This window comes from Streptomyces profundus, from assembly GCF_020740535.1.
Lineage (GTDB): Bacteria > Actinomycetota > Actinomycetes > Streptomycetales > Streptomycetaceae > Streptomyces > Streptomyces profundus.
The window spans coordinates 5,809,754-5,825,980 of record NZ_CP082362.1; the positions used below are offsets into that span (position 1 = coordinate 5,809,754).

The following is a 16,227-nucleotide window of genomic DNA, read 5'->3' on the forward strand; positions in this document are numbered from 1 at the left end:
CCGCCTCGGGCGGAGGGCCGGCGAGGCGCTGTGCCCGGCGCCCGCCCCCAGTCGATCCCGTTGCCGCCCGTACCGACTCCCCGCCCGTACCGACGCGGAAAGAGCGACCGATGGAGTTCTTTCGTCCGGCCACCTGGCAGGAGGCGCTGGCCCTCCGGGCGGCGTACCCCGACGCGGTCCCGCTGGCCGGCGGCACCGATGTGATGGTGGAGATCAACTTCGGCCGACGGCGGCCGGAGCGGCTGCTCGACCTGACCCGGATCGCCGAGCTGCGCGAGTGGCGCGCCACGGACGACACCGTCCGACTCGGCGCCCTCGTCCCCTACCGCACGGTGATCGACCGGCTGGCCGTCGAGCTGCCGGGGCTGGCCCTCGCCGCCCGCACGGTCGGCTCGCCGCAGATCCGCAACCGGGCGACCGTCGCCGGCAACCTCGCCACCGGCTCGCCGGCGGGGGACGCCCATCCGGCGCTGCTGGCCGCCGGCGCGCGGGTGGAGCTGGCCAGCGTGCGCGGTGAGCGCACCGTGCCCGTCGAGGGCTTCTTCACCGGACCCAAACGCACGGTGCTCGCCCCCGACGAGTTGATCAGCGGGGTGTCGGTCGACCGGGCGCGCGGGCCCCAGGAGTTCGCCAAGGCCGGCACCCGCAACGCCATGGTGATCGCCGTCTGCGCGTTCGCCGTGGCCCTGCACCCGCACACCCGCACCGTGCGCACCGGCGTCGGCTCGGCGGCGCCCACGCCGATCAGGGCCACGGCCGCCGAGGAGTTCCTGGCCGGGGTGCTGGCCGAGGGCGACCACTGGACGAACGGGCGGCCACCGCCGCCGGCCGCCGCCAGGCGGTTCGCCGAGCTGGCCGCCGAAGCCTGCTCCCCCATCGACGATGTGCGGGGCAGCGCCGACTACCGCCGCACCGCGGTACGGGTGCTGGCCCGCCGCACCCTGGACTGGGCCTGGCGCGCCCGGACGATGCCTGAAGGAGGCACGCCATGCGGCTCGAACTCACGGTGAACGGGCGCCCGCACAGCGCGGATGACGTGTGGGAGGGCGAGAGCCTCCTCTATGTCCTGCGCGAACGGCTCGGGCTGCCGGGATCCAAGAACGCCTGCGAACAGGGCGAGTGCGGCTCCTGCACGGTCCGGATGGACGGCGACCTCGTCTGTGCCTGCCTGGTCGCGGCCGGCCAGGCCGAGGGCGCCGAGATCCGCACCGTCGAGGGCATGGCCGATCCCGATGGACAACTCGCCCCGCTCCAGGCGGCATTCGTGGAGGCGGGCGCGGTGCAGTGCGGTTTCTGCACCCCGGGGCTGCTGCTGGCCGCCGAGGAGCTGCTGGAGCGGGTGCCCCGTCCCGCCGACGCGGACATCAGGGAGGCGCTCTCCGGCAACCTCTGCCGCTGCACCGGCTACGAGAACATCCTGGACGCCGTCCGGCTGGCCGCCACCAGGACGCCGGACGCGCCGGCACCCACGCGGACGTCCGGCCTGACCCCCGAACGGAGGCCCTGACCATGGGCGTGGTGCCACCCCCCGCCGGGTTGACCCAGCGCGCCGGCGCCGGCCAGGGGACCGAGGGCGGCGTCGGCACCTCCCCGCAGCGCCCGGACGGGGTGCTCAAGGTGACCGGCGAGTTCGCCTACTCCTCCGATCTGTGGCACCAGGACATGCTCTGGGGCCACACCCTCCGCAGCCCGCACGCGCACGCCGAGATCCGCGCGATCGACATCAGCGAGGCACTGACCGTGCCCGGTGTGCACTGCGTGCTCACCCACGCCGATCTGCCGGCGGCCACCCACTACGGCCTGGAGTTCCAGGACCAGCCGGTGCTCGCCGTCGACCGGGTCCGCTACCAGGGCGAGCCCGTCGCGCTGGTGGCCGCCGACCACCCGGAGACCGCCCGCCGCGCCGCCGAGCGGATCCGGGTCGACTACGTCCCGCTGCCCGTGGTGCACGACGAGGCCAGTGCCACCGCGCCCGAAGCGCCCGTGCTCCACCCGGACCGCGACGATCACCACGCCGAGCATGTGCCGCACCCCAATGTGGTGCATGTCCAGCCCGTGGTGAGCGGCGATGTCGAGGCGGCCCGCGCCGAGGCCGAGGTGGTGGTGCGCGGCAGCTACACCGTCGGCATGCAGGACCAGGCGTTCCTCGGGCCCGAGTCCGGCCTCGCGGTGCCCGCCGAGGACGGCGGCGTCGACCTCTATGTCGCCACCCAGTGGCTCCACGTGGACCAGCGGCAGCTCGCCCCGGTGCTGGGCCTGCCGCCCGAGCGGGTGCGGCTCACCCTGGCCGGCGTCGGCGGCGCCTTCGGGGCCCGCGAGGACCTCTCGATGCAGGCCCACGCCTGCCTGTTGGCGCTCCGCGCCGACCGCCCGGTGAAGATGGTCTACAACCGGTACGAGTCCTTCTTCGGCCATGTGCACCGCCACCCGGCCCGGTTGACCTACGAACACGGCGCCACCAGGGACGGCCGGCTGGTCTATGTGACGGGCCGGATCGTGCTCGACGGCGGCGCCTACGCCTCGTCCTCGCCCGCCGTGGTCGGCAACGCCGCCTCGCTGGGCGTCGGGCCCTACCGGGTGCCGCATGTGGCGATGGAGGCGGTCGGGCTCTACACCAACAACCCGCCCTGCGGCGCGATGCGCGGCTTCGGCGCGGTACAGGCGTGCTTCGCCTACGAGGCGCAGATGGACAAGCTGGCCGCCGCCCTGGGGCTGGACCCGGTGGAGCTGCGGCAGCGCAACGCGCTGAGCCAGGGCACCGCGCTGCCCACCGGGCAACGGGTCGACGCGCCGGCCCCGGTCGCCGAGCTGCTCCGCCTGGTCAAGGCCAGGCCGCTGCCGCCCGAGCGCCCCTGGGAGGCGCTTGACGGCGGGGGACTGCCGACCGTCGACCTGCGCGCGCTGCCCGGCGGGCTGGCCAACACCACCCACGGCGAGGGCGTGGTGCGCGGCGTCGGCTATGCCGTCGGCATCAAGAACGTCGGCTTCTCCGAGGGCTTCGACGACTACTCGACGGCCCGGGTGCGGCTGGCCGTCACGGCCGGTGAGCCGCAGGTCACCGTGCACACCGCGATGGCCGAGGTGGGGCAGGGCGGCGTCACCGTGCACGCCCAGATCGCCCGCACCGAGCTGGGCGTGGGCCAGGTGAGCATCCTGCCGGCCGACACCAGGGTCGGCTCGGCCGGATCCACCTCCGCCTCCCGGCAGACCTATATGACCGGCGGCGCGGTGCGGAACACCTGTGTCGCGGTGCGCGCCGAGGTGCTGAGACTGGGCAGGGAGCGGTTCGCCGATCAGCATCCGGGTTGGTCGGACGCGGAGTTGCGGTTGTCCGACGGCGCGGTGCTGGCCGAGGACGGCACGGTGCTGGCCGGGCTGGCCGAGGTGCTGGGCGACACCGCGATCGATCTGGAGCTGGAGTTCCGACACCGGCCGACCGAACCGTTCGACCGGGTGACCGGGCAGGGCTTCGGGCATGTCCAGTACTCGTTCTGCGCGCACCGCGCGGTGGTCGACGTGGACGTGGAGCTCGGCCTGGTCAAGGTGGTGGAGCTGGCCGCCGCCCAGGACGTGGGCCGGGCCATCAACCCGCAGGCGGTGCGCGGCCAGATCCACGGCGGCAGCACCCAGGGGCTCGGCCTCGCGGTGCTGGAGGAGATCCTCGTCGGCCCGGACGGCACCATCCGCAACCCGTCCTTCACCGACTATCTGATCCCCACCATCCTGGACACCCCGCCGATGCCCGTCGACGTGCTGGAACTGGCCGACCCGCACGCGCCGTACGGGCTGCGCGGCGTGGGCGAGGCGCCCACCCTGTCGGCCACCCCGGCGATCGTCGCCGCCATCCGGCAGGCCACGGGACTGGACCTGACCCGGGTGCCGGTGCGGCCGGAGCACCTGGCCAGGGGCTGAGCGAAGGAGGCCGGTCATGCTGGACATCGCCACGGAGCTGGCCGACTGGTGCCGCGGCGGCCGGGTGTTCGCGGTCGCGACGGTGGTCGGCGTCAGCGGCAGCGCGCCGCGCCGTCCGGGCGCGGCGCTGGCCGTGGACGCGACGGGACGGGCGCTGGGCAGCGTCTCGGGCGGCTGTGTGGAGGGCGCCCTCTTCGAGGAGTGCCGCCAGGCGCTCGACGAGGGCGTTCCGCGTCTGGTCGACTACGCGGCCGACCCGGCCGATCCGTTCGCCCCCGCGCTCACCTGCGGAGGCGCCGTCGAGCTGCTGGTCACCCCGGTCGTCACCGCGCCCCAACGGGCGCTGCTGGCCAGGGCGTTGGCGGCCGTCACCGACGGCGAGCCGGTCGCTCTGGTCCGCTCGCTCCGGGGCCCTGGCACGCTGCTGCTGTGCGGGTGGGACGACACCGTGCGCGGCACCCTGGGGCGGGGCCGGGAGTACGACCTCGCCGCGCTGGCGCGGGCGCGGGCGATGCGCGCCGAGGGGCGCACCGGCACGGTGCGGCTCGGCCCCGAGACGCTGCTGGTGGAGACCCGCCAACCGCCGCCCCGGCTGCTGGTCTTCGGCGCGGTCGACTTCGCCGTCGCGCTCAGCCGGGTCGGCGCCCTGCTCGGCCACCGGGTCACCGTCTGCGACCCCCGTCCGGTGTTCACCACCCCGGAGCGTTTCCCCGAGGCGGACGAGGTGATCGTCGACCGGCCGCACCGCTACCTCGATGCCCAGCGACTGAGCGACCGCGATGCCGTCTGTGTGCTCACCCACGATCCCGAGGTCGATGTGCCGCTGCTGGTGCGCGCGTTGCGGCTGCCGCTCGGCTATGTCGGCGCCATGGGCTCCCGCCGCACCCACGAGGACCGGCTGCGCCGGCTGCGGGCGGCCGGGGTCACCGAGGCCGAACTCGCCACGCTGCGCTCGCCGATCGGGCTCGACCTCGGCGCCCGCACCCCCGCCGAGACCGCGCTCTCCATCGCGGCCGAGATCGTCGCGCTGCGCGGGGGCGGCAGCGGCGCGCCGCTCACCGGCGGCCGGATGCCCATCCACCGTGACCCGGCGGGCGACGCCTTCGCCGACCGCCGGCGGCCGGACCAGGGCCCCTCCCCCCGCCCTGAGCGCTCGGTCCGGACGCGCACGGAGCCCGTTCGGTCCGCGTGGTGCTGATCCCGGTCAGTCCAGGTTGGCGTCCGGGCCGAGGTGGAGCAGCAGTTCGGCCGACTCGTTGACGGGCTGCGGGGTGCCGCTGAGGTCCAGCACCAGCAGGGGCAGCCCCAGCCCCTCCGCCTTGTCCCTGGCGTTCCTGCGGTAGCCGGCGAGCGAGAACGCCACCGGCTGCGAGGAGCTCAACAGGCCGTGCAGCCACAGCACTTCCAGCTCCTCGTCCCCCGTCGGCTGGGTGCTGGTGTCCACCAGGCCCACGACGGAGGGGCCGCGCAGGTCGAGCCCGGACGCCGTCCTGGGGACGGTGGTGCGCACGCCGGCGAAGCCCAGCCAGCGCAGGAAGTGCGCGGCGCAGGCCACCGCGTCGTACCGGGTCCTGATGGTCAACGGGCGGAACACGCCGCGCGCCGCGACGGCGGCCGTCGGGTCCGTCTCCTCCTCGGCCGAGCCGCGCGCGGCGCGCCGGCCCACCGCGAAGTCCCTGGCGATCCGGCCCCCGGAGCCGGAGTTGGCGGCCGGCCCCCCGCCGCCCTCGGCGGCCGGGCGCCGGGCCCTGGCCGGGCCACGGCGCCGCCGGGGCAGCGGGCCCGCCGGTCCTGAACCCTTCGCCACCGGCGGCTCGTCCACCGCCGCGCGCCTGCGCTGCGAGGGCACGACGGGCCCGTCCACCGCGTCCAACTCGCCCAGCGCCTCCTTCTCGTCCGGCGCGGTGCCCTCAACTCCGCCGGCTATCAGGGGAGCCAGCGGCGTGAGCCGCACGGCGGCCCCGCAGGGGCAGTCGAAGCCCGGCTGGGGCCACTGCCCCGGCTCCCCGCACGCCGGGCACTCCACCTCGGTCCAGGCGTCGGCCCAGGAGCGGAAGGCCACCCGCTCCGGCCGGCTGTCGACCGCCACCGGGAGCGTCACGGGGGCGCCGCAGGCACATGGGTACTCCGGCGGGATGTAACGGTGCTCACGTCGGCACACGGGGCACCGTGTCACCACGCTTTTCGCCATCTCTCGCTCCCCGGACGGAACTTCTTGACGGGATTCTCACAGGGCCCGTCGCACTTCTTATGACCATACGGTCCTATGCTGGAACTCCCCTCGCTCTTCTGCCCGAGCGCCCCCCGAACAACTCCGAACCCCACCCGGAGGAGACCGGGGAACGACCGGAGAACATTGTTCATCGGAATGTGACACGCAATCTAGCCCTCCGTATGGCGTGATGCGCGGACAGTGATATTTACTTTCCCTGCTGGGTCTTGTCGCTTTGAGTTCGTCGTCTGTGGCCGAGGCGACGGGTTCGGGCGGCGGCGACGAGAGACGGGCAGGGGAGGGCTGAGTGGCAGGAGAAGCTGAGACGGCCCACACGGTGCGCGGCGTACCGGTGGCCGGGCTCGACCCCCGGGTGACGACACTGCGCGCGGCCGTGCACCGGCTGCGCCGCGAGCTGGGCGGCTATCGCGCGGCGCTCGCCGACCGCGAGGTCGCCGAAGGCCAGTTGGCGCGGCTCGACGAGCTGTCGATCTCCGGGGTTCCCGACGAGGTGGCGCTGGGGCAGGCGCTGTTGGTGATCGCGGCGGCGCTCGGCTCGGTCAGCGCGCTGGCGCCGGCCGTCGCGGAGTTTCGTAGGGCCGTCGAGCTGTTCGGCGTCCCGCACTATCGCATCCAGGGCGGTTCCTGGATGTCCGTTCCCCGTCCGGGCGTCGGGCGGGGGCAGGGAGCGGGCGCCGGGTTCTGACCCGGTGCCCCTGATCGGTGCGCGGACGGCGTGACGACGGGTGCGGGCGCCGGCGTGGCGGGCGTCCGGCACCGGGTTAGGTTGGCCGTGTGCGACTGAGACTCGAGTTCACCACCGAACCCTTCGACCTGGACGAATCCCCACCGCACGCCGTGGTGGCGCGCGAGGTGGTGGGAGCCGCCGAGTTGGAGGCGGTGGAGGTGGGCCCGTTCGGGAACACCGCCGAGGGCACGCCCGAGGCGGTGTTCTCCTGTGTGGACGCCCTGTTGCGCCAGGCCATCGCCGCCGGCGCCACCCGAATATCCCTCCAGGTCAACGCCCTTGGCGCGAGCGGCGAGCAGGACGGGCAGCAGGGCTCGGCGCCGGCGGTGGACGGAGGGCTCCCCGCATGAGCGGACCCGTCGTGCCCGAAGGGGCGCACGAAGCGGACGAGTCGGAGGAGGCGCGCTTCCTCGCGGCCGTGGCCCCGCTGCTGGACGCCATCGGCGGCGAGCTGGTCGGCCCGACGGAGGCGGGCGAGGACGATGTCCCCCTCCGCTGGGAGGGCGCCACCGTGGCCGCGGTGCGGCTGCCGTTGCTCTCCGACTCCCTTGAGCACCTCCTGGACGATCTCAGGAGGCGGCACGGCCGGCCGCTGGCCGATCTCGACCGGCGGACCAAGCAGCGGATCGTCCGCGGCCTGGAACACCGGGGCGCGTTCGCGATGCGCCACGGTGTGGAGACCGTGGCCGGCGCCCTCGGGGTGAGCCGGTTCACCGTCTACAACTACCTCAACCGCGCGAGCGGCGGCTGACGGGCCGGGGCGGGCGGGCCACCGAGGGCGCCGCGTCGCCGCGCACTTCAACAAACTGTTGACGCCCGTCGGTCCTGCGGCTTAGCTGGCCCCATGACCTCGCCTCCGCAACCCGGGCTGACCTGGCTCAACCACGCCCCGGAGAACGCCGTCAGGGAGACGCTGCGGCATGTCTGTGCCGCGTCCGCCTGGGGTGAACAGCTGCTGGCCGCACGCCCGTTCGCCGATCTGGCGGCGCTGCTGGCCACCCAGGACGCCGCGTTGGCCGGGCTGTCGGCCGAGGGCTTCGACGAGGCGGTGGCCGGCCATCCGCCGATCGGCCGACCCAAGCCGGGGGACCCCACGTCGGCGCGTGAGCAGAGCGGTCTCGCGGAGTCGGACAGCGCGGTGCGGGAGGCCCTGCTCGACCTCAACATCAGCTATCAGGAGCGCTTCGGCCGGGTCTTCCTGATCTGCGCCAGCGGGCTGACGGGGGAGGCGATGCGGGAGGCGCTGCTCGCCCGCCTCGACCACGATCCGGTGCGTGAGGCGGCCGTGGCGCGCGCCGAGTTGGGCAAGATCAACCGGCTGCGGCTGACCCGGCTGGTCCAGACGCCGGTCGCCGTCTCCACCCATGTGCTGGACACCAGCGCGGGCCGGCCGGCCGCCGGGATCGTGGTGCGCCTCGCGGTGCGCGAGGCCGGCCGGGGGGAGGGCGCGGACTGGCGCCCGCACGCCGAGGGGCGCACGGACGCGGACGGGCGCTGTGCCACGCTGCCGCCGCTGCCGGGCGGCGCCCTGGCGGCCCGGCTGACCTTCGCCGTCGAGCCCTACCTCACCGGGGGCGGCACCGGCACGGCGTTCTTCCCCGAGGCCACGGTCGCCTTCGCCGTCACCGCGGGCGAGCGCTACCACATCCCGCTGCTGTTGAACCCGTTCGGCTATTCCGTCTATCGAGGGAGCTGATTCCATGCCGGTGCTCGGCCAGAACCAGTACGGCAAGGCGCAGACCCGGGTGGTCCGGGTGGGCAGGGCTGGTGACACCCACCAACTCACCGATCTCACCGTTTCGTTGGCGTTCTCCGGGGCGATGGAGCGGGTGCATCGGGAGGGCTCCAACGAGGCGGTGCTGCCGACGGACACGGCCAAGAACACCGTCTACGCCTTCGCCAGGGAGCACGGCATCGCCTCGCCGGAGGACTTCGGGGCCCGGCTCGCGTGCCACTTCGTGGACTCCCAGCCCACCATCCACCGCGTGGTGGCGGATATCGAGGAGCACCGCTGGGAGCGGTTGGGCGGGCACTCCTTCGTCCGGAGCGGTCAGGAGACCAGGACGGTCCGGGTCTCCTACGACGGCGAACGCGTCGAGGTGCTCTCGGGGTTGACCGGGCTGACCGTGCTCAACACCACGGACTCCGAGTTCCACGGCTTCGTCAGGGACCGCTACACCACGCTGGCGGAGACCACGGACCGGGTGCTGGCCACGGAGGTCACCGCGTGCTGGCGGCATGCCGCCGAGGACGCCGAGACGGTCGGGGCCACCGACTGGAACGCGGCCTACGCCGCCGCCAGGGAACAGCTGTTGGCGGCGTTCACCGGCACCTACTCCCTCTCGCTCCAGCAGACACTCTTCGAGATGGGTTCGGCAGTGATCGAACGTATTGCGGGGGTGCAGGAAATACGTCTCTCTCTGCCCAACAAGCACCATTTCCTGGTTGATTTGAGTCCTTTCGGAATCGAGAACGGAACAGGGGACGGTGCGGTCTATGTGGCGACCGATCGGCCCTTCGGCCTGATCGAGGCCACGGTGCTGCGGGACGGCGCGCAGGAGCGCATTCCCGTCGAGCTCACCCGCCCCTGACCGCTCCCAACCCCACTCCGACCCGTTCCCGCCCAAGAAGGTGACCGTGTGACCGACGAGCCACGCATTCTGATCGAGAACTGCGCCATCGCGACCATGGACGGCGCCGAGACCGAGCACGCGCCCGGGTATCTGGTGCTCGCGGGCCGCCGGATCGTCGCCGTCGGTCCGGGCTCCGCGCCCGCCGAACTCGGCCCGTTCCAGCGCAGGATCGACGCGGCCGGCCATCTCGCCACGCCGGGCCTTGTCAACACCCACCACCACTTCTACCAGTGGCTCACCAGGGGGCTGGCCCAGGACGCCCATCTCTTCGACTGGCTGGTCGCCCTCTACCCCACCTGGGCCAGGATCGACGAGCCCATGGTCCACGCGGCGGCCCGCGCCTCGCTGGCCATGATGGCGCGGGGCGGCGTCACCACCGCCATGGACCACCACTATGTCTTCCCGCGCGGGGCCGGCGACCTGCTGGGCGCCGAGATCCGCGCGGCCAGCGAGCTGGGCGTGCGGTTCACCGCGGCCCGTGGCTCGATGGACCTGGGGCAGTCCCAGGGCGGGTTGCCGCCGGACTTCGCCGTGGAGACCACCGAGGAGGCGCTGGCCGCCACCGAGCTGGCCGTCGCCACCCACCACGACCCGGCCCCCGAAGCGATGCTGCGGATCGCCGTGGCGCCCTGTTCGCCGTTCTCCGTGACAACGGAACTCATGCGGGAGTCCGCCCGGTTGGCCCGCCGTCTCGGGGTGCGGCTGCACACCCACGGCTCGGAGACGGTGGAGGAGGCGGCGTTCTGCGAGCAGCGGTTCGGGATGGGGCCGACCGCCTACTTCGAGAGCACCGGCTGGCTCGGCGACGACGTGTGGATGGCGCACTGCGTGCATATGACGGACGCGGACATCGCCGCCTTCGCCCGCACCGGGACCGGCGTCGCGCACTGCCCCTCGTCCAACGCGCGGTTGGCCGCCGGCATCGCCCGGGTGCCCGAGATGCTGGCCGCCGGCGTGCCGGTGGGCCTGGGCGTGGACGGCACCGCGTCCAACGAGTCCGGCGAGCTGCACACCGAGCTGCGCAACGCCCTGCTGATCAACCGCCTCGGCCCCGGCCGGGAGAAGGCGCTGACGGTCCGCCAGGCACTGCGCCTGGCCACCATGGGCGGCGCCGAGGTGCTGGGCCGGCAGGGCGAGATCGGCTCGCTTGAGCCGGGCAAGCTGGCCGATCTGGTGCTGTGGCGGCTGGACGGTCTCGGCCACTCCACCATCGAGGACCCGGTGGCCGCGCTGGTGCTCGGCCCGCCGGCGCCGATCACGCTCTCCCTGGTGAACGGCGTCCCCGTGGTGGAGAACGGCGAGCTGCGCACGGCCGACGAGGCCGCCGTCGCGGCCGAGGCCAGGGCCCAGTCCCTGCGGCTGGCCCAACTCGCGGCGCACGGCTGATCGTTCGACGTTCGCCGCGCCTGGACTCGTGCACGGAGCTCGTGCATGGATACCGTGCATCGATACGGTGCACGGCATTTGTTCACGGCATCGCAATGTGGCGCAATGGCGCCGGGCCCGGCGCCGGGCCCAGGATGCTTGGCCATGACGATCAACGAGAGACGCTACGACCGCCGTCGGCTGCGCCAGTTCCTCGCCGGCACCGCGCGTGCCGACGGGATCGAGCGCAGGGATCTGCTCCGGCTGCTCGCCGCCGGCGGCGCCGTCGCCGCCACCTCGTCGCTGGCCCTGGCGCCGCCGGCCTCGGCGGCCGGGCCGGCGGCGGATCCCGCGCCCGGCATCGTCAAGCCGCTGCCCGAGGACCGGTTCGTGGTGCACGGCACCAACGCGGAGACCCGCTGGTCGGCGCTGCGTGGCACCGGCTACCACACGCCCAACGAGCTGTTCTTCGTCCGTAACCACACCGGCACCCCGACGATCGCGGCGGCGGACTGGCGGCTGCGGGTGTGGGGGAGCGGGCTCAGCGGCGGCGAGGTGGAACTCGATCTGGACGCGCTGCGCGCGCTGCCAGTGACCGTGCACACCGCCGCCGTGGAGTGCGCCGGCAACGGGCGTAGTTTCTATACCTCCCAGCAGGGTGAGGCCGTCTCCGGCACCGCCTGGCAGCTGGGCGCCATCGGCGTCGCCCGCTGGCGCGGCGTGCGGCTGGGCGAGGTGCTGCGCCGCGCGGGGCTGCGACGGGACGCCGTGGACGTCCAGCCGCGCGGTCTCGACGACCCGTTCGTGGACTCGTCCGGCGCCGAACTGGGCCGGGTGCGCCGCCCGTTGCCGCTGGCCAAGGCACTGGACGACGTGCTGTTGGCCTATGAGATGAACGGTGAGCCGCTGCCGCCCGACCACGGCCATCCGGTGCGGGTGCTGGTGCCGTCCTGGGTAGGCATCGCCTCCATCAAGTGGGTGGGGGACATCGAGGTGTCGGCCGAGCCGCTCTACTCCCCGTGGAACACCGATCTCTACCGCCTCTTCGGGCCCGACCACCCGGAGGAGGGCAGCGCGCCGCTGACCCGGCAGACGGTCAAGAGCGCCTTCGAGCTGCCCTTCGACGCGCCGCTCGCGGCCGGCCGCACCCACCGGCTGACCGGCCGGTCCTGGTCGGGCGCCGGGGTGATCCGCTCGGTCGAGGTCAGCACGGACGGCGGCGGGCGGTGGCAGCCGGCGCGGCTGACGGATGTGCCGCGCCGCGACGGCTGGGTGCGCTGGTCCCTGCCGTGGACGCCGCGCCGTCCTGGGGCGGCGACCCTGTTGGCGCGCGCCACCGACTCGGCCGGGCGGCGACAGCCCGAGCGCTCCGTCTTCAACGCCCAGGGCTACCTCTTCGACGCGGTGGTGCGTCACCCGGTGCTGGTCACCGGCTGAGCACCGGGGAGTGCCGGCCGCCGGCCGGGCGACGGGGACCGCGTCAGGCGCGGTCCCCGTCGGCGTCGCCGAAGGCGGTCAGCACCCGGGTGCTGGTCTCCCGGTAGATCATCGAGCTGCGGAAGCTGACCACCTCGCGGCGGGCGCTGAGGCGGTCCATCAGAAAGCCGTGCAGATGCTCGATATCGGTGACGGACACATGGACCACGAAGTCCTCGTCCCCCGAGACGACCATCACGGAGCGCACCTCGGGCAGCTTGGCGAGATAGCTCTCGAAGCTGTCGATCACCTCCCTGGTCAGCGGGCGCAGCCGGGCGAAGATCAGCGCCTGCACGGAGCGCCCGAGCGCCCTGGGGTTGACGGCCGCGTGGTAGCCGGTGATCACCTCGCGGGCGCGCAGACCACGGACGCGCTCCAGACAAGTGGAGGGCGCGATTCCGACCAGGCGCGCCAGCTCCCGATTGGTCAGCCGTGCGTCCCGCTGGAGATGACCGAGTATCGCCGAATCAATGTCGTCCATGGGGGCCATTCTCCGGTCAACTCCGAACAGCGTTCGGTGCGGTCACCGGAGACCCGTCGCGCGGGCTAGGTTCCTGGGGTACTCCCGCACCGCCCGCTGTCGCAGAAGGAGTCGCCCATGACGCCCGCCGTCGATCACTACGACCGTCTCCTGGCCGAGCACTACACCTGGATGCTGGGCGGTGACGTCCCCGGTCTTGTGCCCACCCAGCGGGAGCTCCTCGTCGACCTGGGGGTCGATCCGGGGACGGGGGGAGGGTTCGCCGTCGATCTGGGCTGCGGCCCGGGCCACACCAGCCTGGCGCTGGCGTCGCTGGGCTTCGGGACCGTGCTCGCCGTGGATCTCAGCCGGCCGCTGCTGGCCGAACTGACCGACTACGCGCGGGAGGTGCCGGCGGTGCGCCCGGTGCTGGCCGATGTGCGCACGGTGCTCCGCGAGCGGGTCCCCGCCGGCACGGCGGACGCCGTGGTCTGTCTCGGGGACACCCTGACCCATCTGCCGAGCCGGGGCGATGTCGCGGCTCTGCTCAACGATGTCGCCGCCGCGCTGGCCCCGGACGGGGTCGCCGTGCTGTCGTACCGCGATCTGACCGTCGCGCTGACCGGTACCGACCGTTTCCTTCCGGTCCGGGCCACGGGCGACCGGATCATGACCAGCTTTCTGGAGTACCCCGACGACGACAACGCCTACACGGTGGTCGTCCACGATCTGGTGCACACCCGCCAGGACCCGGGCGACGACTGGACGTTGCGCACCAGCAGCTACCGCAAGCTGCGCCTCTCCCACGAGTGGGTGAAGCGGCAGTGCCGGACGGCCGGGCTGCGCGTCGTCGGCGACCACCAGGGCGCCAGGGGCGGCCTGCGCACCGTCGCCCTGCGGCTGGTCGGCTGACCCGCCGACCGGGCGGGGGGCGACGGTGCGAGACGGCGGTCAGTCGAGCAACTGGTAGGCCGGGAGCGTCAGGAAGTCCACATAGGACTCGTCCAGCGCGATCTCCATCAGCAGGTCGAAGGCCCGCTCCCAGCCGCCCTCCACATAGGCGTCCTCGCCCAACTCATCGCGGATGGCGAGCAGTTGATCGGCGGCGACCTGTCGGACATAGGACCGCGTGACCCGCTCGCCGTTGTCGAGCAGCACCTCGGCGTTGATCCACTGCCAGATCTGCGAACGGGAGATCTCGGCGGTGGCCACGTCCTCCATCAGGTTGAAGACCGCGACGGCGCCCCGGCCGGCGAGCCACGCCTGGAGATAACGGGTGCCGACCTGGACCGCGTTGCGCAGCCCGTCGGCCGTGGGCCGGGCCGGCACCGAGCCGATGTCGAGCAACTCCTCGGCGGTGACCTTGACCTCGGGACGCAGCCGGTCCTTCTGGTGGGGCCGCTCGCCGAGCACCGCGTCGAAGGCGCCCTCGGCGACGGGCACCAGGCCGGGGTGCGCCACCCAGGACCCGTCGAAGCCGTCGCCCGCCTCCCGCTCCTTGTCGGCCCGCACCTTGTCGAACGCGGCCTTGTTGACCTCGGCGTCCTTGGCCGGGATGAAAGCGGCCATGCCGCCGATGGCGTGCGCGCCGCGCTTGTGGCAGGTGCGCACCAGGAGTTCGGTGTAGGCACGCATGAAGGGGGCCGTCATGGTGATCGCGTTGCGGTCGGGGAGCACGAAACGCTCGCCGCCGTCGCGGAAGTTCTTGACGATCGAGAACAGGTAGTCCCAGCGGCCCGCGTTCAACCCGGAGGCGTGCTCGCGCAGTTCGTAGAGGATCTCCTCCATCTCGAACGCGGCGGTGACCGTCTCGATCAGCACGGTGGCCCGGATGGTGCCCTGCGGGACGCCCAGCGCGTCCTGGGCGAAGCGGAACACCTCGTTCCAGAGGCGTGCCTCCAGATGGGACTCCAGCTTGGCCAGGTAGAAGTAGGGGCCCCGGCCCTCCCGCGCGAGCAGGGCCGCGTTGTGGAAGAAGTAGAGCCCGAAGTCCACCAGGGAGCCGGGGACGGGGCGGCCGTCGACGGTGAGATGCCGCTCGTCCAGATGCCAGCCACGCGGGCGGGTCACCACCGTGGCCAACTCGGCGTCGGGGCGCAGCGCGTACTCCTTGCCGCGCTCGTCGGTGAAGTCGATCCGCCGACGGAAGGCGTCGGCCAGGCTGAGCTGCCCGCCGATCACATTGGCCCAGGTCGGCGAGAGGGCGTCCTCGAAGTCCGCCAGCCAGATCCGGGCGCCCGAGTTCAGCGCGTTGACCGTCATCTTGCGGTCGGTCGGCCCGGTGATCTCCACCCGGCGGTCCTGGAGCGCGGGCGGCGCCGGGGCGACCGACCAGTCGCCGTCCCTGACCTCGGCCGTCTCGGGCAGGAAGTCCAGCCGGGCGGTGCGGGCGATCTCCTCCCGCCTCCGGGCGCGCAGGGCCAACAGCTCGTCCCGGCGCGGGGTGAACCGCCGGTGCAGCTCGGCGAGGAAGTCGAGAGCCTGCGGGGTGAGCACCTCGTCCTGGCGTGACACCCGGTCCCGAGCTTCCACGGTGACGGCTGACATGGGTCACTCCTTCACTACGGTTCACTGGTTCACTACGACATAAGACCTGGAAATGGATAGTAGTTTCTACATCGTGGAAGATCAACGATCCGATGGCGGTCCTGACAGCCTGCGCAGGTCGGCCGGTTGGTCGATATCGTCTGGAACCGCCACATCCCCACACTCCACCAGCGTGAGCCGATCCTGGTGCGCCCGCAGATAGTCGCGCGCGCCCCGGTCGCCGCGCGCGGCGGCGGCCACCCCGGCGAAGTGGTCGGCCCCCAGCAGCACCGGATGCCCGCGCCGCCCGCCATAGCCGGCCGCGGCCAGGGACGCCGGGGAACGGAACGCCGCCCGCACCCGGGCCATCGCCTCGACGCCCACCCACGGTTGGTCGACCAGCGCCACCAGCGCGCCCGCCGGCGGCTCGGCCAGCGCGTCCAGCGCGGCGAGCCCGGCGCGCAACGAGGAGCCCATCCCCGAGGCCCAGTCCGGGTTGCGCACGATCCGGCAGGCGCCCAGCGACGCGCGCTCCTGGATCTCGTCCGCGCCGGCGCCCAACACCACCAGCACCGGCGCGCAACCGGCCGCGCGCAACGCCCCGGACGTCAACTCCACCAGGGGGCGCCCCTCATGCTCCAGCAGCGCCTTGACCCGCCCGCCCAGCCGCCTCCCGCTGCCGGCCGCCAACACCACCCCGGCCACCGCCGCCGCACCCGTCATGCCGGCCAGCGTAGGCCCGCGGCGCCAAGCCGTGCGAGGCGGACGGCCGGGGCGGGGTAGCCGCTGTGCCGGCGTCCGCCGCCCGCCCCGGTGACCAGGCGACAACGAGTGCCGCCCCGAGCGGCAGGCACCCGCGATCGAGCGGTCAGGGGCCCCAGGCGCCGGCGGAAGC

The 16,227-nt window shown here is 73.4% G+C and carries 16 protein-coding genes; 12 read left to right on the forward strand and 4 right to left on the reverse strand.

The window, feature by feature from the left end:
* Positions 1–110: 110 nt before the first annotated feature.
* Genes K4G22_RS25580 through K4G22_RS25595 form a run of 4 tightly spaced genes read left to right on the forward strand, consistent with a single transcriptional unit; the run spans position 111 to position 5,110 of the window.
* Complete coding sequence (locus K4G22_RS25580) at positions 111–1,010, forward strand: FAD binding domain-containing protein (RefSeq protein ID WP_228082752.1); 900 nt, start codon at positions 111–113, stop codon at positions 1,008–1,010.
* Entirely contained in the window at positions 989–1,507 is a 519-nt protein-coding gene (locus K4G22_RS25585; protein WP_228082753.1) for a (2Fe-2S)-binding protein, read from the forward strand. The genes K4G22_RS25580 and K4G22_RS25585 overlap by 22 nt, the downstream gene beginning before the upstream one ends.
* A 2-nt stretch (positions 1,508–1,509) precedes the next feature.
* Positions 1,510–3,912 carry a xanthine dehydrogenase subunit D gene (gene pucD / locus K4G22_RS25590; RefSeq protein ID WP_228082754.1) on the forward strand — a complete coding sequence of 801 codons (2,403 nt, stop codon included), beginning with the start codon at positions 1,510–1,512 and terminating at the stop codon, positions 3,910–3,912.
* 16 nt (positions 3,913–3,928) lie between these two features.
* Complete coding sequence (locus K4G22_RS25595) at positions 3,929–5,110, forward strand: XdhC family protein (protein WP_228082758.1); 1,182 nt, start codon at positions 3,929–3,931, stop codon at positions 5,108–5,110.
* Positions 5,111–5,116: 6 nt separating this feature from the next.
* Here K4G22_RS25595 and K4G22_RS25600 read toward each other — a convergent pair whose 3' ends face one another.
* The gene (locus K4G22_RS25600) at positions 5,117–6,013 is read right to left on the reverse strand and encodes a hypothetical protein (protein ID WP_228082759.1); all 897 of its coding nucleotides are present in this window, start codon (positions 6,011–6,013) and stop codon (positions 5,117–5,119) included.
* A 418-nt stretch (positions 6,014–6,431) separates the two neighbouring features.
* Between K4G22_RS25600 and K4G22_RS25605 the strand changes: the two genes are divergently transcribed.
* The 7 genes from K4G22_RS25605 (at position 6,432) to K4G22_RS25635 (ending at position 12,307) form a co-directional block, all read left to right on the forward strand.
* Positions 6,432–6,830, forward strand: coding sequence for a DUF5955 family protein (locus tag K4G22_RS25605; RefSeq protein WP_322785135.1), 399 nt, complete (start codon positions 6,432–6,434; stop codon positions 6,828–6,830).
* Between the two features lie 89 nt (positions 6,831–6,919).
* Entirely contained in the window at positions 6,920–7,222 is a 303-nt protein-coding gene (locus tag K4G22_RS25610) for a YkoF family thiamine-binding protein (RefSeq protein WP_228082760.1), read from the forward strand.
* A complete protein-coding gene (locus K4G22_RS25615; protein WP_228082762.1) occupies positions 7,219–7,623 on the forward strand; it encodes a helix-turn-helix domain-containing protein in 405 nt (134 codons plus the stop codon). The genes K4G22_RS25610 and K4G22_RS25615 overlap by 4 nt, the downstream gene beginning before the upstream one ends.
* A 93-nt stretch (positions 7,624–7,716) precedes the next feature.
* Positions 7,717–8,568 (forward strand): 2-oxo-4-hydroxy-4-carboxy-5-ureidoimidazoline decarboxylase, encoded by an 852-nt coding sequence (gene uraD, locus K4G22_RS25620; protein WP_228082764.1) that lies wholly within the window; start codon positions 7,717–7,719, stop codon positions 8,566–8,568.
* Positions 8,569–8,572: 4 nt separating this feature from the next.
* Complete coding sequence (gene pucL / locus K4G22_RS25625) at positions 8,573–9,463, forward strand: factor-independent urate hydroxylase (protein WP_228082765.1); 891 nt, start codon at positions 8,573–8,575, stop codon at positions 9,461–9,463.
* 48 nt (positions 9,464–9,511) lie between these two features.
* On the forward strand, positions 9,512–10,891 hold the full coding sequence (locus K4G22_RS25630) for an 8-oxoguanine deaminase (RefSeq protein WP_228082766.1): 1,380 nt from the start codon (positions 9,512–9,514) through the stop codon (positions 10,889–10,891).
* A gap of 144 nt (positions 10,892–11,035) precedes the next feature.
* Positions 11,036–12,307: a sulfite oxidase gene (locus K4G22_RS25635; RefSeq protein WP_228082768.1), complete on the forward strand. Its 1,272-nt coding sequence runs from the start codon at positions 11,036–11,038 to the stop codon at positions 12,305–12,307.
* A 43-nt stretch (positions 12,308–12,350) separates the two neighbouring features.
* On the opposite strand, the gene K4G22_RS25640 is transcribed toward K4G22_RS25635, so the two are convergent.
* Entirely contained in the window at positions 12,351–12,827 is a 477-nt protein-coding gene (locus K4G22_RS25640; protein WP_228082770.1) for an Lrp/AsnC family transcriptional regulator, read from the reverse strand.
* Positions 12,828–12,944: 117 nt separating this feature from the next.
* Here K4G22_RS25640 and K4G22_RS25645 point away from each other — a divergent pair, with 117 nt between their 5' ends.
* Positions 12,945–13,718: a class I SAM-dependent methyltransferase gene (locus K4G22_RS25645; protein ID WP_228082772.1), complete on the forward strand. Its 774-nt coding sequence runs from the start codon at positions 12,945–12,947 to the stop codon at positions 13,716–13,718.
* 39 nt (positions 13,719–13,757) lie between these two features.
* Here K4G22_RS25645 and aceB read toward each other — a convergent pair whose 3' ends face one another.
* Together aceB and K4G22_RS25655 are read right to left on the reverse strand one after the other, a co-directional pair.
* Positions 13,758–15,353 (reverse strand): malate synthase A, encoded by a 1,596-nt coding sequence (gene aceB / locus K4G22_RS25650; RefSeq protein ID WP_228082774.1) that lies wholly within the window; start codon positions 15,351–15,353, stop codon positions 13,758–13,760.
* Positions 15,354–15,434: 81 nt separating this feature from the next.
* A complete protein-coding gene (locus K4G22_RS25655; protein WP_228082779.1) occupies positions 15,435–16,055 on the reverse strand; it encodes a nucleotidyltransferase family protein in 621 nt (206 codons plus the stop codon).
* Positions 16,056–16,227 lie beyond the last annotated feature (172 nt).

Bases quoted from the DNA above. Each gene is read 5' to 3' on its own strand.
- K4G22_RS25580 (WP_228082752.1), top strand. From the start codon at position 111: ATGGAGTTCTTTCGTCCGGCCACCTGGCAGGAGGCGCTGGCCCTCCGG.
- K4G22_RS25585 (WP_228082753.1), top strand. From the start codon at position 989: ATGCGGCTCGAACTCACGGTGAACGGGCGCCCGCACAGCGCGGATGAC.
- pucD (WP_228082754.1), top strand. From the start codon at position 1,510: ATGGGCGTGGTGCCACCCCCCGCCGGGTTGACCCAGCGCGCCGGCGCC.
- K4G22_RS25595 (WP_228082758.1), top strand. From the start codon at position 3,929: ATGCTGGACATCGCCACGGAGCTGGCCGACTGGTGCCGCGGCGGCCGG.
- K4G22_RS25615 (WP_228082762.1), top strand. From the start codon at position 7,219: ATGAGCGGACCCGTCGTGCCCGAAGGGGCGCACGAAGCGGACGAGTCG.
- uraD (WP_228082764.1), top strand. From the start codon at position 7,717: ATGACCTCGCCTCCGCAACCCGGGCTGACCTGGCTCAACCACGCCCCG.
- pucL (WP_228082765.1), top strand. From the start codon at position 8,573: ATGCCGGTGCTCGGCCAGAACCAGTACGGCAAGGCGCAGACCCGGGTG.
- K4G22_RS25635 (WP_228082768.1), top strand. From the start codon at position 11,036: ATGACGATCAACGAGAGACGCTACGACCGCCGTCGGCTGCGCCAGTTC.
- K4G22_RS25640 (WP_228082770.1), bottom strand. From the start codon at position 12,827: ATGGACGACATTGATTCGGCGATACTCGGTCATCTCCAGCGGGACGCA.
- K4G22_RS25645 (WP_228082772.1), top strand. From the start codon at position 12,945: ATGACGCCCGCCGTCGATCACTACGACCGTCTCCTGGCCGAGCACTAC.
- aceB (WP_228082774.1), bottom strand. From the start codon at position 15,353: ATGTCAGCCGTCACCGTGGAAGCTCGGGACCGGGTGTCACGCCAGGAC.
- K4G22_RS25655 (WP_228082779.1), bottom strand. From the start codon at position 16,055: ATGACGGGTGCGGCGGCGGTGGCCGGGGTGGTGTTGGCGGCCGGCAGC.